The organism is Thermogemmatispora sp. (assembly GCF_042408735.1).
GTDB lineage: Bacteria > Chloroflexota > Ktedonobacteria > Ktedonobacterales > Ktedonobacteraceae > Thermogemmatispora.
In genome coordinates, this window is record NZ_JBHOQV010000186.1 from 24833 (window position 1) to 45901 (window position 21069).

16 protein-coding genes, 2 tRNA genes and 2 rRNA genes are annotated in these 21069 nt (G+C 62.2%); 8 read left to right on the top strand and 12 right to left on the bottom strand.

The features are described 5' to 3' along the window. Positions 1-202 precede the first annotated feature (202 nt). The 3 genes from ACFMO7_RS19710 to ACFMO7_RS19720 all read left to right on the top strand — a co-directional run bounded on the left by ACFMO7_RS19710 (position 203) and on the right by ACFMO7_RS19720 (position 4765). Positions 203-1579, top strand: a complete 1377-nt coding sequence (locus tag ACFMO7_RS19710; protein WP_376797194.1) for a hypothetical protein — start codon at positions 203-205, stop codon at positions 1577-1579. Positions 1580-2250: 671 nt separating this feature from the next. Then, positions 2251-3816, top strand: a complete 1566-nt coding sequence (locus ACFMO7_RS19715; protein WP_376797195.1) for an APC family permease — start codon at positions 2251-2253, stop codon at positions 3814-3816. 265 nt (positions 3817-4081) lie between these two features. Continuing rightward, positions 4082-4765 carry a helix-turn-helix domain-containing protein gene (locus ACFMO7_RS19720; RefSeq protein WP_376797196.1) on the top strand — a complete coding sequence of 228 codons (684 nt, stop codon included), beginning with the start codon at positions 4082-4084 and terminating at the stop codon, positions 4763-4765. Between the two features lie 116 nt (positions 4766-4881). On the opposite strand, the gene ACFMO7_RS19725 is transcribed toward ACFMO7_RS19720, so the two are convergent. Continuing rightward, positions 4882-5397, bottom strand: coding sequence for a hypothetical protein (locus tag ACFMO7_RS19725; protein WP_376797197.1), 516 nt, complete (start codon positions 5395-5397; stop codon positions 4882-4884). Beyond that, positions 5384-6844, bottom strand: a complete 1461-nt coding sequence (locus ACFMO7_RS19730) for a CCA tRNA nucleotidyltransferase (RefSeq protein ID WP_376797198.1) — start codon at positions 6842-6844, stop codon at positions 5384-5386. Before ACFMO7_RS19730 ends, ACFMO7_RS19725 begins: the two co-directional genes overlap by 14 nt. 457 nt (positions 6845-7301) lie before the next feature. Between ACFMO7_RS19730 and gpmI the strand changes: the two genes are divergently transcribed. After that, complete coding sequence (gpmI, locus tag ACFMO7_RS19735; RefSeq protein WP_376797199.1) at positions 7302-8891, top strand: 2,3-bisphosphoglycerate-independent phosphoglycerate mutase; 1590 nt, start codon at positions 7302-7304, stop codon at positions 8889-8891. A 116-nt stretch (positions 8892-9007) separates the two neighbouring features. Here gpmI and ACFMO7_RS19740 read toward each other — a convergent pair whose 3' ends face one another. The 4 genes from ACFMO7_RS19740 to ACFMO7_RS19755 all read right to left on the bottom strand — a co-directional run bounded on the left by ACFMO7_RS19740 (position 9008) and on the right by ACFMO7_RS19755 (position 14338). Then, positions 9008-9775, bottom strand: a complete 768-nt coding sequence (locus tag ACFMO7_RS19740; protein ID WP_376797200.1) for a class I SAM-dependent methyltransferase — start codon at positions 9773-9775, stop codon at positions 9008-9010. 130 nt (positions 9776-9905) lie between these two features. Then, the gene (locus tag ACFMO7_RS19745; RefSeq protein WP_376797201.1) at positions 9906-10949 is read right to left on the bottom strand and encodes a hypothetical protein; all 1044 of its coding nucleotides are present in this window, start codon (positions 10947-10949) and stop codon (positions 9906-9908) included. 184 nt (positions 10950-11133) lie between these two features. After that, positions 11134-13002, bottom strand: a complete 1869-nt coding sequence (locus ACFMO7_RS19750) for a glutamate mutase L (protein WP_376797202.1) — start codon at positions 13000-13002, stop codon at positions 11134-11136. Positions 13003-13027: 25 nt separating this feature from the next. After that, positions 13028-14338 carry a hypothetical protein gene (locus tag ACFMO7_RS19755; protein WP_376797203.1) on the bottom strand — a complete coding sequence of 437 codons (1311 nt, stop codon included), beginning with the start codon at positions 14336-14338 and terminating at the stop codon, positions 13028-13030. A gap of 531 nt (positions 14339-14869) precedes the next feature. On the opposite strand from ACFMO7_RS19755, the gene ACFMO7_RS19760 reads away from it, so the two are divergent. Continuing rightward, the gene (locus ACFMO7_RS19760; protein WP_376797204.1) at positions 14870-15793 is read left to right on the top strand and encodes a DUF92 domain-containing protein; all 924 of its coding nucleotides are present in this window, start codon (positions 14870-14872) and stop codon (positions 15791-15793) included. Here the strand turns inward: ACFMO7_RS19760 and ACFMO7_RS19765 are convergent. Then, positions 15781-16149 carry a DUF4870 domain-containing protein gene (locus ACFMO7_RS19765; RefSeq protein WP_376797205.1) on the bottom strand — a complete coding sequence of 123 codons (369 nt, stop codon included), beginning with the start codon at positions 16147-16149 and terminating at the stop codon, positions 15781-15783. The genes ACFMO7_RS19760 and ACFMO7_RS19765 overlap by 13 nt on opposite strands. Before the next feature lie 284 nt (positions 16150-16433). On the opposite strand from ACFMO7_RS19765, the gene ACFMO7_RS19770 reads away from it, so the two are divergent. The 3 genes from ACFMO7_RS19770 (at position 16434) to ACFMO7_RS19780 (ending at position 19278) form a co-directional block, all read left to right on the top strand. Then, positions 16434-16805: a PTS sucrose transporter subunit IIBC gene (locus tag ACFMO7_RS19770; RefSeq protein ID WP_376797206.1), complete on the top strand. Its 372-nt coding sequence runs from the start codon at positions 16434-16436 to the stop codon at positions 16803-16805. An 84-nt stretch (positions 16806-16889) separates the two neighbouring features. Further along, positions 16890-17987 (top strand): DNA polymerase III subunit delta, encoded by a 1098-nt coding sequence (gene holA, locus ACFMO7_RS19775; protein ID WP_376797207.1) that lies wholly within the window; start codon positions 16890-16892, stop codon positions 17985-17987. Between the two features lie 184 nt (positions 17988-18171). Then, positions 18172-19278, top strand: coding sequence for a class I SAM-dependent methyltransferase (locus ACFMO7_RS19780; protein ID WP_376797208.1), 1107 nt, complete (start codon positions 18172-18174; stop codon positions 19276-19278). A gap of 146 nt (positions 19279-19424) precedes the next feature. Here the strand turns inward: ACFMO7_RS19780 and ACFMO7_RS19785 are convergent, their stop codons facing one another. The 5 genes from ACFMO7_RS19785 to ACFMO7_RS19805 all read right to left on the bottom strand — a co-directional run. Then, positions 19425-19901, bottom strand: a complete 477-nt coding sequence (locus tag ACFMO7_RS19785; RefSeq protein ID WP_376797209.1) for a hypothetical protein — start codon at positions 19899-19901, stop codon at positions 19425-19427. A 269-nt stretch (positions 19902-20170) separates the two neighbouring features. Further along, positions 20171-20287, bottom strand: a 5S ribosomal RNA gene (rrf, locus tag ACFMO7_RS19790). 69 nt (positions 20288-20356) lie between these two features. Then, positions 20357-20429 (bottom strand) — tRNA-Ala (locus ACFMO7_RS19795). 13 nt (positions 20430-20442) lie between these two features. Continuing rightward, positions 20443-20516: transfer RNA gene (locus ACFMO7_RS19800), tRNA-Ile, on the bottom strand. A 421-nt stretch (positions 20517-20937) separates the two neighbouring features. Continuing rightward, positions 20938-21069: ribosomal RNA gene (locus tag ACFMO7_RS19805) — 16S ribosomal RNA — on the bottom strand; the annotation flags it as partial.

The following is a 21069-nucleotide window of genomic DNA, read 5'->3' on the forward strand; positions in this document are numbered from 1 at the left end:
GACGCTCGGGAGAGCAAGGACCATAAAGTTGGCGGGCGGGCGTTTTTTTTCTATAGAACGACGCGCCACGCTAGACGAACCGCTCTCCGATGAGGTAAAATGAGTATAAAGCGCACAGTGTTCAACGCTTACTCAGGCCACCGACGCTGGCAAGGAGACCACGCCGCCGCCCGAACAGCCTGATCAGTGTTGGGAGGAATACATGACAAACGAGCGTATGGAGAGAAGGCTCTATCGCAGAAGTCCGGGCCGCCAGTACAGCCAGGAAGACTACGAAGGGTTGAGATCGCAGAGCTATCGTGGACAGACGGCGCAGACGCGCTGGCCCTCCGCCAGCAGCAATAGCAGCAGCAGCAGCCGTACCCCCTCTGGCTCCCTGCTAACGCGGCGCCCTGATCTGCGCCGAACGCGGCAACTGATGCGTCAGAGCATTCTGGCAAGCAAGCGCGAGGAGATGAGTCTGCACAGCGAAGGGATCTTGACCGCGTCTCCGGAGATGGAGGAAGAGCCATTCCCTTTGACTCGGGGCCGGAGCCATACGCTCTACAGCCACGAGCGGCACGCCACAGCTGTGCCGCGCCCGGCTCGCCTTTCCTCACGCCTCCCTTCACGCCGCCAGCTAGCGGAAGAGGAAGAGGAGGAAGAGGCCGAGGGCTGGGACGACGAGGTCATTGCGGTTGTTGACGAAGAGCCGGAGCCATATGGTTTTGCCTCTCCGGATCCTGAGGAGAGCTACGAGCAGGAGCGCTACAGAGGTAATGCCGCCCTGGTGAGCCGCTACGAGGACGAGCTGGCTCAGGAGCAAGAGGAGGAGATGGCTTTCGAGAGCGGTGAGCCGCTGCCGTCAGTCAGGCGACGAGCCACCAGGCACCCGGCCACGCGCTGGTTGGCCGAACCGGAGCCAGACAACTACCCGCCCGAGGAAGAGGAATACTTCGAAGAGGAGAAGCCCCGCCGGAAAAAGCGCATCCTCACACGGCGCCGCGTTCTGGTCGGCCTGGGCGTGGCCGCCACCGGCGGTGCGGTGGTTGCCGCTTCGCAACTGGCCCCCAAGATTCCAGAAACCCTCGGCAATACCGCTAACAATATCGAGCGCCAGGTGGCCGACGCCTTCAACCGCGGCTTCCAGGCCGGCGCCGACTCCGTGCGCAAGGAACTGATCTCCTCCCTGGAGAGCATCGAAGGAGTCTCTCTCGATGCCGCCATCGCTGCAGCTCGCCTGCTACGCACGGCCTACGACGTCTTTGTCAGTCCGCTGCTGACCCTGGCCGCCAACGTTACAGGCGATTTCTTGAACGTGACCCTGCGTGCCTTCAAACAGGCCCGGCAATGGTTGGCCAACATCGGCCAGGACAATCAGGTGCTGGCTGCCCTGCAGACCGTGCTGGAGAGCTGGTCGACCCAAGTGAAGCAGATGCCAAAGCAGCTACAGGCTATCACCGATGCCGATCTCGACGGTACTCAAGCCTACCTGCGGGGCGTACAGCGCAAGATCGCCGAGGAAAAGGCCAAGCTGAACGGCGGCAGCCAGCAAGCGACTCCCACGCCTTCGCCTAGCCCTTCAGCCAAGAAAAGCTGACCCTGGCGCATTGGCCCACTGTCGTCTATACTTACTCTTAGGTAGAGAGCCTCTCGCCGCAGCTTCGGCCGCCGGGCCGGGCGCCAGTCGCTGATTCAGGTCTTCATTCATGCCCGCCCTATGCGTTCACCAGGGCAAGGAAGCGCTTTCCATCGTGACAGGAAGTTACGGAAAGGGGGATGTTTTCTAGCTCCAGATAGCTCAGCCGTACAACAGCCTTATCGGCTAGCCCGTTCCAATCAGGAAGGCAAGCGAGGGCGCCTCGCCCTCAGCGGATGAGCAAGGCGGATCTATGTCCCCCAGGCTTTGCTCCTCCACCCTGCGCCCAACTCGCGCCCAAGTTCAGCGCTTGCCAGCACTGAAAAAGAGAGCCACTCAGGCCAGGTTTGCTGAGGCCAGGTCAATTAGCCAGCCAGTCAGCCAGCCGGGTCAGGTAGGCTCAACAGCCTCTCACCATAAGGACCGACCGTTGTCAGGGCCGCTCAAGTGTGGCCTTGCCAGCCTTCTCGGCCTGCGCGCGCCCGGCGTCCTGCGCCAGGAGAGAGGTGAGGGGATGAGAAGGGAGAAAGGGAGGCAGGACCAGGCGGGCAAGCAGGCAGGGTCAGGCAGACTGTTCTGCAGGCAACCACGCTTGGCTAGCGGTCAACGTCTCAGCCGGGAGGTAAGCCCTCATGGAAACAGCAGCAGAGAAGACCGGTACAGTCCTGCGCTCCGAGCGTATCGCCGGCGGCATTCTCCCGAAGGTGCTCAACTCCTTCGACATGGTCGCCATCTTTGTCGCCATCGTTCTCTTCATCAGCAACTCCAGCGTTGTCACCGGAGCGGGAGCAGCCGCCTTTATCTACTGGCTTCTAGGGTTCCTGACCTTCCTCATTCCCGGAGCCATCGTTACCGGCCAGCTTGGCCTGATGTTCCCGGGGGAAGGATCGATCTACGTCTGGACCACGCGCGCTTTCGGGGCCTTCATGGGCTTCTTCGCCGGCTTCTGCGCCTGGTGGCCCGGCGTTCTGGTGATGATCGCGACCGGCGATGCCGTGGTCTCCCTTATTCAGCAGCTTGGCAGCCAGTATAATCTCAGCCTGCTGCCGGAGCCCTGGCAGCAGGGACTCGTCATTCTCCTGGTGATCGCCCTCTCATGCCTGCTCTCGGTCCTGCGCTTCCGCGTGACGCAGAACCTCGTCAACGTCATCTTTGTGGCTTACGGCGGCGCCATACTTCTCGTCGGCCTTGCCGGCCTGATCTGGCTCCTGAGCGGCCACCCGGCCCAGGCCGACTTCTCCCCTGCTCGCTGGGGGCTTAACAGCACGAACTACACCTTCTACGGTCTGGTGATCCTGGCTCTGCTGGGCATCGAAGTTCCCCTGAACATGGGGGTAGAGATCCAGAACACGCGCGCCATCACGCGCTACCTGCTCTGGGGCTCGGTTGTGGTGATGGTGGCCTACCTGCTGGGGACCTTCGGCGTCATGATGGCCGTCCCCCCGACCATCCAGAGCCAGGGGAATCCCTCAGTTGTGGCAGCAGCCGTCAAGTACGGCTTTGGTCCGGCGGGCAACGTGCTGGCCACCATCGTCAACCTGATCTTTATTGGCTTCTTCCTCTTCAACACCGTCGTCTACAACTACTCCTTCGGGCGTCTGCTCTTCGTCTCCGGCCTCGACCGGCGCCTGCCCACCGTGATGAGCAAGGTCAATCGCAACCGTGTGCCCTGGGTAGCGGTAGTAGTCCAGAGCATCATCTCGGGGATCTTGACCCTCATCACCTTCGTCATCGCCCCCTTCGTGATTCAGGCCCTCAAGCCCTCAGACCTCTCAACGGTGGTCTACGATGTCCTGCAGGCCGCAGTCACCATTATCTGGTGCATCTCGATGGTCTTCCTCTTCATTGACGTGATCTATATCCGCTATAAGTATCGTGAGAGTTTCCAGCGCGTGCAATTGGCTCCAGACTGGGTCTTCTACCTCTGTGCGGCCATCGGCTGTATCGCCAGCGCCTTCGGCGTGGCCGTCATCTTTATCTCGCCCTGGACCACCCTGATCAGCACGCTCGCCTGGGATCTCTCGCTGGTGGGCTTTGCCCTGATTTCGCTGGTCGCCGGAGCTGTGATCTACTTCATCGGCCAGGCCACCATGCGACGCGATGTCTCTGATGAGGAAATACTGGCCGAGGTCATTGGCGCGCCAGAGGGAGCGAATCCGAGCAGCGAAGCCGCTGGCGGTAGCGGCGCCTCCGCCTGAGCGCTGAGCAGAGAGTCTTCGAGTGTCCAGAGAGCCGGCAGCGTCTGTCCCACCCTTGCTCCTGCGGCCGAGCCGAGCTGGGAGGCCCGGCTCGGCTCGGCGGGCGGGAGCAAGAGGAGAGGCGCCGCCGGCCCCGCCTTTGCTGCAGGCTTACCTAAGAGAAGACTCCTGCCCGCCATTCTCCCACCCACCGGGTCTTGAAAGCTGGTCAGCGGCACGTTATATGTAACAGCAATCATCTTATCAGTGCCGAGGTCCGCTTTCCTTGCAGCAAGAAGATGTCGAGCGCGAGCTGAGCATCGATGAGCTATCACAGGCGACGGGCATTCCCAGCCGTACCATCCGCTTCTACAATACTCAGGGTTTGCTGCCGCCGCCCCACAAGCGAGGGCGCATTGCCTACTACAGCGGGGAACATGTGCGAGTCCTCACCCTGATCAAAGAGCTGAAAGAGCGGCACAACCTCCCGCTTGACCTGATCAGGCAGTTATTGGAGATCCGCGCCCAACACGGCGAGATCCAGATGAATCTGGCCCTTAAGCAACGGCTGCTTCGTCCTCTAGCGACAAGCGGTCAAGAAACGCTTTTCAGCCGCGAGCTGCTGCTTGAGCAAACAGGAATCGCGCCGGAGCTGCTTGAAGAGCTACTGAGACTAGAGCTGCTTTTTCCTGTCCAGAGCGGCGGGCAGCTCCTGTTCACGGGTGATGATCTCCTGCTGGTCGAATTGTACCGCCGACTGACAGAGCTGGGCCTGCCGCTGGCCTTGGTGACGCTCATCCGCTTCCATCTGCGCCAACTGGTCCGCAGCGAGCTGGCCGCCTTTGAGCAGCACCTGCTTCCTCGCTGGCGGAATCGTGGCTTCCCGTTGGAGGAGCAGGCACGCCAGTATGAGGAGATCCTCACGCTGACCGATACCCTGATCTCCATCCTCCATCGCAAGTTGCTTTAAAGCCGACGTAGGGCGGCTCTCTCAGGCGGAGAGGAGCGACAGAGGCTCAGCACAGCGCCGCGCCAAGAGAGAAGCAAGCCGGCGTCTCAAGGCAAGCAGCACAAGATGAGTGAGCGCTAGAAGACGCCGAAGTGGTGGAGGACAGCCAGGGCAATCAATACCACCAGGAGCAGCACGATGGCGATGACAAAATAAGTAAGGCGGCGCCCAAGGTGGATCTGGCGTGGAGCCGTCTCGACGATCCTCTCCACTGCCTTCTTTTTCTGTTCCTGCTTCTTTTTCCGCTTCTCTAGCTTCTTGCGGTACTTCTCGGCGGGAGAAGGGGTCTCGCTATAGGGGCCGGCCTTCATCTGACGCAGGCGGCGGCGCATCTCGCGGTTCATGCTCTCCAACTGCTGCTGCTGAGGGTCGTTGGAGGTCACGGTTCGCGGCAGCGTCGACTTGGCCCCAGGCACAGCCGGACCACCGATACGGGGCTTCTGCTCCTGTCGTCCCTTGCGCGCCTCTAGAGATTGCTCGTCTGCCCTGAGCTTTTGGGAAGCAGACGAAGAAGAGGAGGTAGAGGAGGACGGGCGAGAGGCAGCCGCCTGCGACTGCGGCTGTCCCTGGGCTTCTGGCTTATTCTTTGGCATGGCTCAAACCCTCATGTCGCTCTTCTTGCTGTTTCTCTGACTGTTGTTGTGGTTGTTGTTGGGCACCTTCGGCCTGCTGCTCTTGCCGGGCCATGAACTCTCGGGCAAACTGAGCAGCGCGCTCCTTATCGTCGGGGGCCAGCACGCCATCGATGACCAGGCTGAGCAGGTAGTCCTTGAGAGGCCGCAGCCAGGGACCGGGGCCGCGACCGAACATGGCCATCAGCTCGTGGCCATCGAGAGGGCTTTTCAGAGGTACGCGCTCGGCCTCCTCCTTCAAGCGGCGGCAACGCTCGGCCAGCTCCAGGACGCGAGCGGCGGCGCGCGACACCTTATCAGCGCGGTAGCTGGTAATGTCGGCGCGAGAGAGATCGAGCAGGTCCTCCAGATCGTCGTTGGCCTCCAGCATCAGGCGTCGCACCGCTCCATCGGTCCAATCGGAAGTATAGGCATTGGCCCGCATATGCAAGCGGACTACACGCGCCACGCGCTCGCAGAAATCGCGATCGAAGTGGAGGCGACGCAAGATATCGCGTGCCATCGCCGCCCCGACCTCCTCGTGGCCGAAGAAATGGACCTTGCCCTCTTCGACCGTCCGAGTGCGTGGTTTGGCAATATCGTGCAGCAGCGCGCTCCAACGGGCCACTGGGCGCGGCGAGGTGCGTTCCACGACCCGCAGCACGTGGGCATAGACGTCCTTCGAGGAGACGCCGCGCGGATTCTGCTGCTGGCTCACACCGCGCAGCTCAAGGACCTCGGGGATGATCCACTGCATGAGGCCCAGCTCAACCAGCAGATCCAGGCCACGGGCCGGATGCGGCGAGAGCAGCAACTTGTGCATCTCGTCCCGAATGCGCTCGCGGCTGATCTTTTGTAGCTTGCTGGCCTGACGAACGATCGCGCGCCGGGTCTCCTCCTCGATGCTAAAGTTGAGCTGGGCCGCCAGGCGAACGGCACGCAAGAGGCGCAGAGGGTCCTCGTCGAAGCGCTTATCAGGCTCGTTGCCGACGGCCCGCAAGACGCGGCGCGCCAGATCAAGGCGCCCGCCGAAGGGGTCATAGAGCTGGCCCGTTAGAGGATCGTAGGCCATGGCGTTGATTGTGAAATCGCGCCGGCGCAGGTCCTCCTCCAGGACAGTGCCAAAGCAAACCTCCGGCTTGCGCGATTCGGGATTGTAGCGCTCGTCGCGGAAGGTCGTGATCTCAATAATATGCTCGTCATAGTGCAGGCGCACTGTGCCAAAGCGCTCCCCTACCAGCACAATAGCTGTGGGTCTTGTCGGCGCCACCAGACGCTTGACCTCATCCGGGCGCGCATCCGTCGCCAGGTCGGCATCGCTTGACTCACTGCGTCCCAGCAGCACATCGCGCACCGTCCCCCCCACCATATACAGTTGTTTGTTATGCGCGCGAAAAGTCCGGGCCAGTGCCAAAATGATGTCACGCATCGAATGTGTGTATATTCGCTTCCCTTCCCTAATAAAGTCGTTCCTTTGCTGGTTCGCTACGATTGGCTTTCTCCTTCTTCGAGCTTTGAGCGATGTCGGCGGGGGAATTGCTGGAAGCGATCTGCCTCTCTATCAGATCCAGGACAGGTCACAGCAAGTGCAACGGATTTATTATATCATGGCCCCAGTCCACAGGCGATAGCCAGCTTTGCCCGCTCAGCGGCGTCCCCCTCTCCTCGGGCGGGTCCCAATCCAGAGCGGAACTGTGGGGCACCTGGCCAGGCGCTTTCTTCTCCTCTCAGGGGGTTATCCCCTGGTTATCCGCCGGCCCGGCCCTGCTATCATCCGACCTTGCTGGCCTGGTGGCTTTTTGAGCTTCGCCTGCTGAAGCTCGGAGGCGACCATGATACAATAGGACACACCCCTTAACTTTTTGACTGGAGCAGAACGAGGAACGATGAGTAAGGCATCTACTGGGCGACCGCGCCCGTTCGTGCTGATCGTCATGGACGGCTGGGGGTTCAACCCGCGCAAGGAAGGCAACGCTATCGCCCTGGCGCGCACGCCACACATCGACGAGCTGGAGCGCCGCTGGCCACACACCCTGGTCAGAACCTCGGGCGAGGCGGTTGGTCTGCCTCCGGGCCAGATGGGCAATTCCGAGGTGGGCCATCAGAACATCGGGGCTGGCAAGCGCGTCCTGCAGGACTTCACGCGCATCAGCGAGTCTATCCAGGACGGCAGCTTCTACCAGAACCCGGCGCTGCTGAAGGCTATCGAGCATGTCAGACGCAACCACTCGCGTTTGCATATCTGCGGTTTGCTTGGCAACGGCGGCGTTCACGCTCATGAGGACCATCTGGAGGCCCTGCTACGTCTGGCCCGTCAGCACGAGATCGAGCGGGTCTACATCCACGCTTTTACCGACGGGCGAGATACCTCGCCTACCGCTGGCATCGAGTTCATGAAGCGCCTGGAGACGCGCGCCCGTGAGATTGGGGGCGAGCATCCGGCGCGCGTGGCCACGGTCAGCGGGCGCTACTATGCGATGGATCGAGACAACCGGTGGGAACGCACCGCCAAAACATACTTTGCCATGACGCGCGGCGAAGGTGAGCGCGCCTCATCGGCGGTCGCCGCTATCCAGCAATCCTACGAACGCGACGTCACCGACGAATTCATTGTTCCCACGGTGATCATGGAAGAGGAGCACCCGTTGGCTCTCGTTAAGGAAGGTGACGCCCTCATCCACTATAATTTCCGTCCCGACCGCGCCCGCCAACTGACCAAAGCCTTCGTCCTGGAAGAGCTACCGCCTCAGGCTGCTGGCAAATTCGAGCGCGGTCCCCGTCTGCGCGACCTCGTCTTTGTGATGATGACCGAGTACGAGGCTGGCCTGCCGGCAGAGGTGGCTTTCCGTGCCGACGAGGTTGAGATGCCGCTGGCCCGCGTCGTCTCCGAACACGGCCTGCGCCAGTTCCACACGGCAGAAACCGAGAAGTATGCTCACGTGACCTACTTTATCAACGGGCGCCGCGAGACGCCCTTTCCAGGCGAGGATCGTCTGCTTGTCCCTTCGCCAAAGGTTCCCACCTACGATCTGCAGCCCGAGATGAGCGCCGCCGGTGTGACCGAGACGGCGATCGAGCGCATTCGCAGCGGCCAGTACGACCTGGTGATTATGAACTACGCCAACGCCGACATGGTCGGCCACACAGGTGTGCTGGAGGCCGCGATCAAAGCCGTCGAGGCCGTTGACGCAGGCGTCGGGCGTGTCGTAGAAGCCACTCTGGCCGCCGGTGGTGGCCTGCTGATCACCGCCGATCACGGCAACGCCGAGCAGATGATCTACTACGACAGCGGCAAACCCATGACGGCCCACACGACAAACCCGGTACCCCTCTACCTGGTCGTGCCCCAGCTCGCCGACGCGAAGCTGCGCAGCGACGGCATCCTGGCCGATATTGCGCCGACCATCCTGCAGATTATGGGGCTGTCTCAGCCGCGCGAGATGACGGGGCGCTCTCTGCTTTTACCTCAACAGTAGCCAGAATTATCCACATCTTGTGCTGGAATCGGGGGAGTTATCCACATCTTGTGGTGGTATATGTGGATAACTCTCCACCAGTGTGGATAACTCTGAGACTGGATGCAGCAGCCTGCTCAAAGGCGATGAGCCAGAACGCGCAGACGGCGATAATCCAGCTCCCAATGTCCTTCTTTGAAAAGGGCAGGGCGGGCCTGCTCCTCGACAGCGCTTAGAATCTCCTCCTTGCGCTCCTCCGGCACGGCCTCTAAGAGGGGGGAGCCGAACATCTCCAACCAGAGGCGCAGCCCCCGCTCACCATCTTCCAACACAGTTGGTCGCTTAAAGAGCCAGGCCGCCTGGACCTCGAAGCCGTGGGCCTCCAGCAAAGCGGCATACTCTCCCAGGGCGGGAAAGTACCAGGGATTGGCCGGCCTGATCGCCAGGCGCGCCTGCAGCACCTTTTCGACAGCGGAGCAGACGGCCGCCACGTTGCCGCGTCCCCCCATCTCCAGGACCAGGCGCCCACCTGGTCGAAGCAGGCGAGCCAGTCTCTCGACGACAGCCTCTGGCTCGCGTATCCAGTGCAGCGTAGCGTTAGAGAAGATGGCATCAAAGGGCTGGGGATAGAGGAAAGAGCGAATATCGTCCAGATGCCATTCGAGCGTTGGATAGCGTTGACGAGCAGCCTCGATCATCGCCGGCGAGCGATCGAGGCCCACCACCCGCGCCCCACTCTGGGCAATGGCAGCCGTCAGATGGCCTGTCCCGCAGCCCACATCGAGGATCAGCTCGCCCGCGTGCGGCGCCAGCAGCTCCAGCAGGTCGCTGCCATAGGCAAAGACGAAGGCGTGCTTCGCATCGTACAAGGAGGCATTCCAATCGCCAGTAGTCAAAACCAACACCTCAGCTTCTTCGAGGCCGCTCCCTCAGCTCAGAGCAGCAGCCAGAAAGTGATAGATCAACAAGAGCAAGAGAACCAGGGGCCGGTGAATGCCCACCAGGGCACAGGCGGCGGAGGGAGCCGTCGGGAAGCTAGCCGATGCGATCGAGGCAGGCCAGAGCCGTCATGATCACCTGGCCCTCTTCTAGAAGGACGTGGGCGGCGTAAGCCTGCACTCCCGACGGAAGACGCTGGCGATGGCGAAAAAGCGAGAGAATCTCACCAGTTCTTCCGCAGTAGTCGCCGCCGCGGACACGTACCCTGGCGCCCGGAACCAGCTCCAGGTGCGGCTCCTGACGGGGAAGAGCTTCGGCCTCAGCGGAGGTCAGCGAGATCAGCAGCTCGGGCAGGACATGCTGTCGAACCGAGGTCAAACCCGAGAGGAGGGCCACGCGTCCCTGATAACAGCTCAGCAGTTGCAGCAGGCGGGCTGGCATCGCCAGGCTTCCAAGGCCCTCCGTCAGCATGATCGTCAAGGGAGGCAGATGGGCCTGGAGGGCCTCCCCGTTTGGGCTGTTCACCAGCTCGAGCAGGTCGGCGTGAAGGAAGCCTTCGAGATCGCGCAAGAAAATACTGCTGGCGATGATGCCGACCACGCCAGAATTGAGGGCATGACGTAGCAGGAGGAAGCTCAGTGGGCCGGGCACCACCAGGATCGCTCCGGGAGGAATAGGCTGCACCGAACGCGAGCCATCACTGCCGAGCGCCCGCCAGAGGGTCAGGACCCCAGCCACCTGGGGGCCGGCCCCGAGGACTCCCTGAACAGCCACCACCCGACTTTCGATTACTACTCCGCCGCGGGCCGTCACGTCGACAACGCGTCCCCGCAGGCCAGCCGGCACCGTCTCCTCTCCCAGGGCAGGCACGGCCAGCGCCGTCTGAGTATCGCCCGGAAGATGCGTCCCCGTTGGCCGGATAGCTGGTAGCTTCCGCGTCACCGCCGGCAGCGAGAGACGGGGCAGATCGCCCAGCTCCTCGCCACGTTCCTCGCGCTTCAGCCGGATCACCGGCTGGTCAGGCTCGACTACCTGGCCAGGATAGACCAGAGCCACCGCTCCCGCACGCGAGCCACCGGGCCAGCGCTCCCTGCGTACCACGACCTGCAAGCGTACAGACCACCCCAGGGGATAGGCCATCGTAGTGGGCGCCTCCCACGCGCACCAGATCACAAAGGCATAATCAGCAACAAAGCGCCTTAGAGAGAATCTCAGGCCGTCAGGCAAACACCCGCAATCGGGTCAGAGAGCGAGCATATCGGGTGGGCCCAGCGGCCAGACCAGCCAGCCAGCCGGACCGATGACCGACCGCGGTCAGACCAGGCTAGGCTCCGATCGCCTGAGACCACTGCAACAAGCGCGCCTGGCGCTCAGCCTTATCCGCCGGCAGTACCAGCGGGCGACCGCGGGCATCAATGATCAGACCCACCAGGCCACCATCGATCTCTTCGGCCGCGCGAGCGCGCTCGCCTGGACCCAGTCCCACATCGACCGACGGGGCCGGATAGAGCGTCAGCAAGGCCTGCTCGTTCAAGCGCAGAGGAACCACCTCGATCGAACCGCTCATGACCTCAACCTGGACCTGCCGTCCATTACTATACTCCAGAACAACGCGCAGCGCAATCTGGTCGGGCGGCAGCGCCCCATAGGGGATGACACAGGTGCCCAGGCGATGGGTGACCGCATCGTTCTCGTTAACCTGTACGGCAGCCACGGGGTTCACGGTGGCAATCGCCCCCAATTGCTGGAAGAGCAAGGTGCGATCCAAGACCAGCGAGGTCACGCCCCGCGGTTGCAAGGCATCGAGCAGCATCAAGGCCGCCTGAGCGGGACGAGGGGCATGGGCCAGGACACTGCCGGTGGCCAGGATCAGATCGGGCGAAAAATCGTTCAAGGCCCCAGCCCCAGTCTTGAGAGCTTCGGCGGTCAGCAGGATCGCCTCGCGCGCAAAAGCCTGGCTGATCTGCAGCTCCCGCTGACTGCTGGGGACGACATGGGGATGCAGCATCGTATTGAGCACAAACTGACGCAGCTCCTCGTCAGAGACATCAAACGGGAGCCAGCGGCTGATGTGCTGGGAACCGACGCGCTTGAGCAGCTCGCCCAAACCGGAGCCGACCCCGATGCCCGCGTTGACCATCGGTATAAACTCGCCGCGCTCGCCAGCCAGCAGCAAGGTTGTGTTGGCCCCTCCAGCATCGACGGCCATCACATTCATCGTATAGTGGTGAGCCAGAAAGCGTACCAGGCTGCTGAGCGAGGTCGCCGTCGCCACAGGGGCGGCCGAAGACCAGGACCAGAGGGTCTCGCTGCCGGGCAAGCGGCGCAGGATAGTGCGCTCGTAGAGGGCATTGACGGCCAGACTGATCGGGCCGAGATTGGAGGCCGAGACCAGGGGGTCCAGGCGTAAGACCTCGCCGGCGCCGTCGATCAGACGGCGCGAGGCCTCCACATACTGAGGGGCGGCGGCATAGAGGACCGGAAGCGGGAAAATCTTCGTCTTCTCGCGCTGCTCGTGAGCCGCATTGACCAGAAGCTGACAGGCCTCCTGAATGGGGGTGGGGCCCGTAGGCCCATCGGCCATACCGACGATGATGGCCGCATGTGGCTGCAATTCGCGCAAACGATCGAGCTGGCGGCGCCACTCCAGAGCCAGGCGTTCGGAAGTCCAGGGTAGCGGACTGACGCCAGGCAAGGGCGTAGTCCCGGGCTGGGAGAGCTGGCCGACGCTCATGCTGGCTGTGAAACTTGGGGAAGGCAAAGCCTGCGTCTCCGCGTAGAGGCCCGAGACAGCCTGGCTTACCAGTTCGGTCAGCGCAGGGCTGGCCGCCCCTAAAACGACCAGGCGCAGCGGGCCGCCAGCGCTAATGGTCGTCACGAAGACATCCACGCCGTTCCCATCTGGCTGTTCTGGGGCCAGCAAACGTCCATTGGCGACAATTTGCCGTCCTGTGACCAGCTCGATCTCATTAATGGCCTGCACGATACCCTGGGTAATATCCTCCTGGGGAGCGGCCAACGTCGTCGGGGCCTCGCCGCGCGCCATCAGGCGATACTGTCCCTCGACCAGACCCAGCAACGAGACCTTAGTCAGGACACTGCCGCAGTCGGCCACCAGAATAGAATTTGCGGTAGCGGCATCCTTTCTATGAGCTGCCGCCTGACCCTCCTGCTGATTCAACTGCGTCTGCATCTCCGGAACACCCCTCTTCTCTCACCTAATGCGGGAACCAGCTACGAATCACATCGAGGAAGCTGCGCCTGGCAGGCCGGGCCTGAGCCTGGGCCCGGGCCTGAGCCTGCGCCTCGGCGCCGCCCGGCCCCGGAGCGGGCGCTGATGGGGGAGGCGCGTAGGCGGGAGCTGCTGGCATAGGATTCGCGCTGGCATTGGCGCCGACGTAGGCAGCGGGATACCCGGGAGGGCCTGCCGGCGCGCTGGGCACTCCGCCGGCAGCCGGAGCGGATGGGGGAGAGGATGGCGCCATCTGTCCGTAGCGTGGATCGGCTCCCTGAGCAGGCAACGAAGGCGTAGCCGAGGCCACACCCAGAAGAGAAGCGAAGACATTGGCCGCCGCCTCGCTCTGCTCGCTGACGCCCAGCTCCGTGCGGGGTCGGCTGGGTACGCGCATGTTCTCCACGCGCGGCTGCATGGGATCGGGCACGGGGCGCCCAGGCTCTTGTGCGGCCATTGCGGCCAGCGGACCCTGTCCGCCGGAGCCAGCCGGAGGAGGTGTTTCCATCGAGGAGCGTAGCCATTCGGGCAAGGCATTCATATCGATGAGCGAGGCCGCTGTCAGGCCGCCGGCAGGCACCGCTGGTGAAGGAGGAGGGCCTGCCGGGCTGGTCGGCGCCCCCGACGAGGCCGGCGCAGGCGCCGGGCCTGTTCTCTCTGGCTGGCCCTCACGCAGCCAGGTGGGCAAAGCATTCATATCGATCAGAGAAGCCGCCTCCAGCCTGGTAGCGCCTCCCACTCCGGGAGCACCCGGCTTCGGCGCCGCCTCGGCGCTCGCGCCTTGACTCCGCAGCCAATCTGGCAACTGCTGCGGATCGATCAGATCACGAGCTTGCAGCGGCTGCCCAGGCACAGGGGCCGGTCCTGGCTGGCTAGCTGCCGGTCGGGTCCACTCAGGAGCAGCCGGCTCCGCAGGCATCGACGAGGGAGCCGATCCTCCCTTCGACGGCTCCAAGGACTTCATCCAGTCCGGTAGAGCCTCCGGCTCAACCAGACTGGAGGCGGGAATGTCCTTCTGACCGCTCAGGCCCCCCTCACGCACCCCTGCTCCCTCCTGCCCCTGTCCCTCACGCATCCAGGAGGGCAGGGCCTGCTCATCGATGAGAGAGCGCGCAGCAATCCCCCGAGCCGGCGAGGGCGGCGTGTAGCCCGTCGGCCCGCCGAACTGGGAACCGGCAGGAAACTGATATTCGGCCGTATCTTCCTTTTGCTCCGCGCGCATCCAGCTCGGGAGGCTATCCTCGTCGATCAGATCAGCAGCAGAGAGAGGAATGGGGCCGGTAGCACCCGCTGGCAAGCGCTCGCCCGCCCGCAACGATTGCAGCCACGCTGGTAACTCCGACCGCTGAGGTATCCCCTTCTGCGCATCTGCAGCACTTGCAGCACTTGCAGCACTTCCAACTCCGCCAGATAACGGCAAGCCGCAGCGCCGGCACGTCGCCATGCCGGCAGCGACTGGCTCTCCACAGTTGCTACACCTAATCACTGTTGCTCCTCACTTTCACCAGGCCGTCTCCTTCGCTCCTGGATCTGGCTCGCTCGCAGTGTAGCATGCTTTTCGCTGGCACGCAACGCACTGCGCTGGTCGCCGCCTCGATTGCTATGGCCACCACCTGGTGATAAACATGACCAGGCTCACTGATATGATACTATAGATCCATAATTCCCAACCAAAAGTACTACTTACTTCTCTCCCCTGCAGACTCCGCTCCTCGTCCCTTGCAGACGAGCAAGGCCCTTTTTACAATAGAACTGGCCCTGTCGGCATTCTGTAACAAAAGATAGGACAGATGCTTATCATTCGCCAGACAAAGGAGGAGAAACAGCGATGGGGAAAAGGAGGACCAGTCAGCGCCCGTGGTGGCGACAGCTTATCTTGTGGTTACTAGTGAGCAGCGGGATCAGCCTGCTTGCCCGGCGGCGTGGCGCCCTTAGCCGGAGCGGGGTGCCGGCGGCTATCGCTACAGGCACGCTGACCGCCGGCATCGGCGGTTGGGAGCTGGGCCTCTCCCTCATCTTCTTCTTCGTTTCCTCCACTCTGCTTTCTCGCTTTCGCCCCCAGAAAAAGGTCCATGCTACAGCGGAGAAGCTGGCCAAGGGCAGCGCTCGCGACATGTTGCAGGTACTGGCCAACGGCGGCGTGGCCACCTGGTGTGCGCTACGCTATGGATTGCGCCGCCGCTCCAGCGGCGCTTTGGACTCCCTCGCCCATCCAGAGAGCGATTCCCCTGATCTGTGGCTAGCCGCCTTTGGGGGTGCCCTGGCTACGGCCACCGCCGACACCTGGGCCACCGAAGTGGGGATGTTGGCCTCCCGTCCTCCCCGCCTGCTGACGACTGGTCGCCCCGTCGCTCCAGGGACCTCGGGGGCGCTTTCCTGGCCGGGCACCCTTGCCGCCGCTGCCGGTGCGCTGAGCAGCGGAATTGTCTTGCAGGGATTGTTCGCCCTGGGCGACTTTTTGTCGGGCCTTCCCCGAGGGGGGGTCAGAGGCCGATCCCTGCCCTTGGCTTTCCTCGCCTGTTCCAGTGGCCTCGCGGGGAGCCTGATCGACAGCTTCCTTGGAGCTACCTTACAGACCGTCTATTGCTGTCCGCGCTGTGGTCAGGAGACAGAGCAACCTCTTCACCAAAGCTGTCAGACTGTCACCCGGCGCCTGCGCGGTCTGCCAGGAGTGAACAACGATACGGTGAATTTCCTGGCCACTCTGAGCGGTGGCCTGATCGCCTCACTTCTGGCCCGCTACACAAGGTGATCGGCTAGCTGGCTGAAAAAGGGCAGTCGGTAGTCTGGCCTGAGCCAGGCCATCACCATTAACCAGATCCAAAGCAGGAGCATCAGCCAGCCGAGCAGGTTGAGCAGCAAGCTCAGCCCAAAGCCGATAAGCCAGCCGACGAGTGGCAGCAGGCTCAACATCCCGTGGAGGAACTGGAGCACCATAATAACCAGCGAGAGCGAGCCAAAGGTTACCAGCGATTGGGCAGCGTGCCAGCGGACGTTGCGGTTCTTCTCGATCACAAGGAGGATCAGGCCCGAGATCCACAATAGCACGTAAGCAAGCGCCCGTTCTAGACGCTCGTCCAAGCCCAGGGTTGTCATTCGATTCATCATGGCCTTTTCCTCGAATTCGTCTTGCTGAGACGTAAAATTGTTGCTTGATTTAACCGCCTATATATACGCAGAGTGCTGGGAGGTGTTGCAGGCGAGAAGGGCCGCCCTGGCTAGAGATGGTAGCTTGCGAGCAAGGGATGCAGATGCCCGCGCCAGTCCCTTCCCCGACGAGTTGGCAGGTCCTGCCGGACCGGTCCAATGGCAGGCAGAGCTATTGTCAGTCCTCTGGGGCTGCAGTATAATACGAACGCAAAAGCTAGCTAGCGGGAGGCAATGCGAGGTCTATGGGAGGACCAGCACTTATCATCAACCCCGGCGACGGGCTTTTCCTGGCCAGCTTCTTCGGCTTCTTGCTGTCGCTGCCCCTTTCGCTCTTCGTGATTTTCTGGGTCAGCATGGTGCTGGTCAGACGGCGCTGGGCCGTGATTCTGGGAGCCTTTATCGGGGCCTTTATTGGCCTGCTGGCAATCTTAGGCTGGGTCGATACGCTGATTTTCGATACGCCCTTGCCCAATGCTCAGGTCGGGGCGACCTTCTTTGGCTCGCTCTTCCTGTGTAGTGTCCTGGGCCTGGTCGGCGGCATGCTGACCGACTGGATCGTTGCGCGCTCCGAGAGCCGCCGCTCGCGCCGGCAGACAACTCTTCTGCCCGAGTGAGGTGGGGCCCAGCCGGAGCGCGCCAGCTCACAGGTGAGTTTGCCAGCGGAGGGGTCTTTTTGGTTGGGAGCAAGTGAGAGCGCTATGTTCTATTTGCTGCATGGCGATGATGAGTTCAGCAGCCGTGAGGCGCTGAGACGCCTCCGCCAGCAGGGGGACTTTGGCTACAACCAGGATGTCTACCACGGCGATGAGACCGAGCTAGCAACCATCGTCGCTACCTGTAGCACTTTGCCTTTCCTGAGCGAGGGTCGGCTGGTGATCGTTGAGGGGCTGCCCCGCAAGCGCCGGAGCAGTTCCTCGACCGCCCACGAGCGCCAGGGAGCCAGCGTTCCCGAGGGCGAGACGGGGTCCGGAACAACAGCGGGCGAGGCCGGCGAAGAACGCAAGCGCAGCCGTGCGCGCAAGGGAGGCAAGAAAGCCGCTGGCTCTTCGCGCGCCGACTTCGAGCAGGGTCTGGCCCAATTTGTGCCCTCGATGCCAGCTTCGACTACTTTAATTCTCCTGGTCGATGAGGTACTGGAGGCGCGCCACCCGCTGGTTGAGGCCGCCCGTCGTCATGGTCAAGAGATTAAAAGCCTGCTCCCGAAAGGGGCCGCCCTCGAACGCTGGATCGAAGAGCGAGCTGCCCTGCTCAAAGTTCGCATTACGCGCGAGGCGGTGGCCCTGTTGGCCAACTTCATCGGGAGTCAGACCCGCATGCTGGCCAACGAGCTGGAAAAGCTCGCCACCTATGTCGGCGAAGGTGGGACCATCGATGTCCCGGACGTGCGGGCACTTTCCGCCCAGGTCCAGGAGACGCGCATTTTTGAGCTAACCGATGCTCTGGCTCAGCGGAGACCGCAGCATGCCTTTGACATCCTCCATAGTCTGCTCTCCGAGGGACAGCCACCGTTGCTGCTGCTAGGCTTCCTGCTCTCCCAGGTGCGCACACTCTTGCTTGTTAAAGAGCTTAGCCAGAAGGGATTGCGGGCAGCCGAGATCGCCTCAACGCTTGGCGTTGCGCCTTTTATTGCCGAGCGAGCCGCTCAGCAAGTGCGGCACTTCAGCCTTGCTCAGTTAGAGTTCATCTATCGCCAGCTTGTTGAGACAGACGCCGCTCTCAAGCGCAGCCGTCTCAGTCCCGAGGTCGCTTTTGACCTGCTGATCACCCACTTCTTCGCTGCCCCAGCCCGTCCCTAGCGGTCGGCGGCTTACCCAGACGGTGCTTTCCCGATCCTGTCTGTCTGTCTGCGTGCCTGCGTGCGTGCCTGGCCGGTCTCCGGGAGAGCACCTCTCCTCACCGTCGGAGGCAACCTGCTGTTCTGCTGTTCCCCCAGCGCCTGCGCCCGCCAGCTCGGCTCACTGTTCTCAAAAAGGTGCACCGATGACCACAAGCTCTCTCCTTGAACAAAGAGTGATAGCACGCATCGAGCGCGAAGGGCCGCTCTCTTTCGCAGAATATATGCGTATGGTCCTCTACGATCCCGAAAATGGCTACTATACTGCCGGCCTTCCGCGCATCGGCTGGTCAGGAGACTACTTCACCAGCGGCGATCTTGGCTCCTTCTTCGCTCACTGCTTGGGGCGTCAGCTCTACCAGATGTGGGAGGAGTTGGGCCGCCCGCAGCCCTTTCGCGTCTGGGAGCAAGGAGCCGGGCGCGGTGAGCTAGAGCAAGAGGTCCGCGCCAGTCTTCAGGAAGAGCGTCCAGAGTTTGCCGCGGCCTTGAGCTACCGCAGCCTGGACTTGCAGCGAGGAGAAGATGCACTCTCTGGCGAGACCCTGCAGCAGCTTCGTCAACAAGAAGGGGAGCCGCAGGTTATCCTGGCCAACGAGTTAGTCGATGCCTTCCCGGTGCATCTCGTTGAAGTGCATCAGGGTCAGCTCTATGAAATCTACGTAGATGTCGACAAAGGCCGATTACAGGCAATTGCTGCCGCCCCATCCACGCCAGCAGTGGTCGGCTACCTTGACCGCTATTGTCCCCGCTGGCGCAGTTTTCCCGATGGCTGGCGAGCGGAGATTAATCTGGCAGCCCTCCGTTGGGTAGAGCTGCAAGCCTCGCTCCTTCGACGCGGCTTTCTACTCGTGATCGACTATGGCGACCGGGCCTCTCAGCTCTACCACCGCTCGCGGCTCCGTGGGACACTGCTCTGCTACTATCAGCATCGCATCAACGAGCAGCCGCTGATGAGGCCGGGGGAGCAAGACATCACTGCCCATGTCAACTTCAGCGCCCTGATCGACGAGGGGCGTCGCCACGGTCTGCGCCGGCGCCTCTTCACCACGCAGCGCGCCTGGCTAGAGCGCATGGGCATCTTTGAGGAGCTGGAGGGCCTTCGCCGCACTCACTTCGCGGCAGCCGACCAGGAGCGGGCCAGCGATCGCGGGCAGATCGCCCTACTGCGCTGGTACAACCTGCGCCAGCAAGTACTGGCCCTGACTGACCCTGCCGGACTGGGGAACTTCAAGGTACTTATCATGAGGCGCTAAGCAGCAGCGCTCCTCTGGCGCTGCAGGCAGCCAGTAATCAAAGCCCAGAGAGGTCCCTTGCTGGCAGAGACCAGTCTGCCTTTAGAGAGAGAAGCCAGGCCAGCTTTTCCCTCCCTTTGCCTTTGTGCCAGGCAGGAAAGCAAAAGCTAGCGGAGCAAAGAAGTATCGATAGGAGAGCAGGCACTACTTGTTCCACTGAAGCCGCCGCTATGGAAATTCAGCCACAACTTGCGCGAGGCGAAGCTAGCGGGATCGCTCAGATCGAGCGAGAAATCCTTCAAGGCGGCCCCGACATCGTCGGTCGTCAGCGAGCCGACCAGGATGAGCGTGGGGCCGCTGCAACTGCCCTCATTGATAGTCAGATAATACGTAGTGGCCGGTTTGAGGCCCTGAACGGCGAGCTGCAGATGGGAGGGGGAGAAAGTCGAGGGATCCGTTGGGGAATGGACCAGGTGGGCCTGAATATTGGAGGACGGCAAAGAGAGCGTGCTGGAGAACGGCTTGCTGACATTGCCGAGGAGGCCCTTAGCAAGATCGGCCAGGTTCGGGCCGAAGATAGCCACGATGATCAACACGAGGAAGAGCGCCACAGCCAGGCGTGTCAAGAGCTTCCAGGGCTTCATCCGAGCAATTCCCCCAGTCAAACAAGCTCCCCACAGAGATGACATGAGCAGAGCTTTTCGGCCCCCGCTCCGCTTCATGACCAGCGACTTCCTGCCAGTCACAGGCCGGCAGGGCAGCCAGAACGCCAACATCATGGGTTCAGAATCTATTATAGGCGAAGGGCGGCGCCAGTGTCCATCGTAGGTTCTACGGCCCTGCGTGCGGAGGAGGGAGAAAAGGAGTCGAAGGGGGAGGAAAAGGAAACAAAAAGCGCCCGTCCAGGCAGGTGGGGCGGCGACGTCCTACTTTCCCACGGGGTCCCCCCCGCAGTATCATCGGGGCTGGAAGGCTTAACTTCCGTGTTCGGGATGGGAACGGGTGTAACCCTTCCGCTATAGTCACCGCCCCACCTGCATGGACAGGCGGGCAACCAACGAGTCGAGTCAGTTCATCAGGGAACTGACATCCCCTCAGGTGGAGATGAGGGGACTCGAACCCCTGACCTCTGCCGTGCAAAGGCAGCGCTCTACCAGCTAAGCTACATCCCCCTGTACGGGTAGGTGGGCTATCCTGGAATCGAACCAGGGACCTCAGTCTTATCAGGACTGCGCTCTAACCATCTGAGCTAATAGCCCGCAGTTAGAGATCTCAAGGGAATGCCTTGAGGGATGCGTGCCGGGTGACCCGAACACCTGGAGAGTGATAAGGCTGAGTAGCTGACGACCGACCTGTCAGGCATCAGCCTGATGGCAAGTGGTGTTCTCTCTGCGCGCTGCCACCCGCTCGCCGGCTATTATTTTACCACCCGCCAGCGTTTCTGGCAAGGGGGTTTCTAGCGGACTTCCCGACTTCGCAGAGAGGAGAAGCCGGGACCTTGAGACGGGTGACAGGATCGACCTGGGAGAGGAGGAGCAAGCGAGGCAGAGGCGGAACCAGAGACACAACCGGGTGATGAGTTAACACCCTGGCCGGAGTAGCAGAGGAGAGGAGCGAGTCCTCTCATAGCGGCTCCGCGTCTCTACTGCCTGCTGGGAAACCCTCCAGTCGACTCCCTAGAAAGGAGGTGATCCAGCCGCACCTTCCGGTACGGCTACCTTGTTACGACTTCACCCCAATCACCGACCCCACCCTCGACGCCTGCCTCTGGCCTTGCGGCCAGTTCGCCCAGCGGCTTCAGGTGTTGCCGGC

Excerpts from the sequence above, each read along its gene's own strand:
- ACFMO7_RS19710 (WP_376797194.1), top strand. The coding sequence starts at position 203 with ATGACAAACGAGCGTATGGAGAGAAGGCTCTATCGCAGAAGTCCGGGC.
- ACFMO7_RS19715 (WP_376797195.1), top strand. The coding sequence starts at position 2,251 with ATGGAAACAGCAGCAGAGAAGACCGGTACAGTCCTGCGCTCCGAGCGT.
- ACFMO7_RS19725 (WP_376797197.1), bottom strand. The coding sequence starts at position 5,397 with ATGCCAAAGAATAAGCCAGAAGCCCAGGGACAGCCGCAGTCGCAGGCG.
- ACFMO7_RS19730 (WP_376797198.1), bottom strand. The coding sequence starts at position 6,844 with ATGCGTGACATCATTTTGGCACTGGCCCGGACTTTTCGCGCGCATAAC.
- gpmI (WP_376797199.1), top strand. The coding sequence starts at position 7,302 with ATGAGTAAGGCATCTACTGGGCGACCGCGCCCGTTCGTGCTGATCGTC.
- ACFMO7_RS19745 (WP_376797201.1), bottom strand. The coding sequence starts at position 10,949 with ATGGCCTATCCCCTGGGGTGGTCTGTACGCTTGCAGGTCGTGGTACGC.
- ACFMO7_RS19750 (WP_376797202.1), bottom strand. The coding sequence starts at position 13,002 with ATGCAGACGCAGTTGAATCAGCAGGAGGGTCAGGCGGCAGCTCATAGA.
- ACFMO7_RS19760 (WP_376797204.1), top strand. The coding sequence starts at position 14,870 with ATGGGGAAAAGGAGGACCAGTCAGCGCCCGTGGTGGCGACAGCTTATC.
- ACFMO7_RS19765 (WP_376797205.1), bottom strand. The coding sequence starts at position 16,149 with ATGATGAATCGAATGACAACCCTGGGCTTGGACGAGCGTCTAGAACGG.
- ACFMO7_RS19770 (WP_376797206.1), top strand. The coding sequence starts at position 16,434 with ATGGGAGGACCAGCACTTATCATCAACCCCGGCGACGGGCTTTTCCTG.
- holA (WP_376797207.1), top strand. The coding sequence starts at position 16,890 with ATGTTCTATTTGCTGCATGGCGATGATGAGTTCAGCAGCCGTGAGGCG.
- ACFMO7_RS19780 (WP_376797208.1), top strand. The coding sequence starts at position 18,172 with ATGACCACAAGCTCTCTCCTTGAACAAAGAGTGATAGCACGCATCGAG.
- ACFMO7_RS19785 (WP_376797209.1), bottom strand. The coding sequence starts at position 19,901 with ATGAAGCCCTGGAAGCTCTTGACACGCCTGGCTGTGGCGCTCTTCCTC.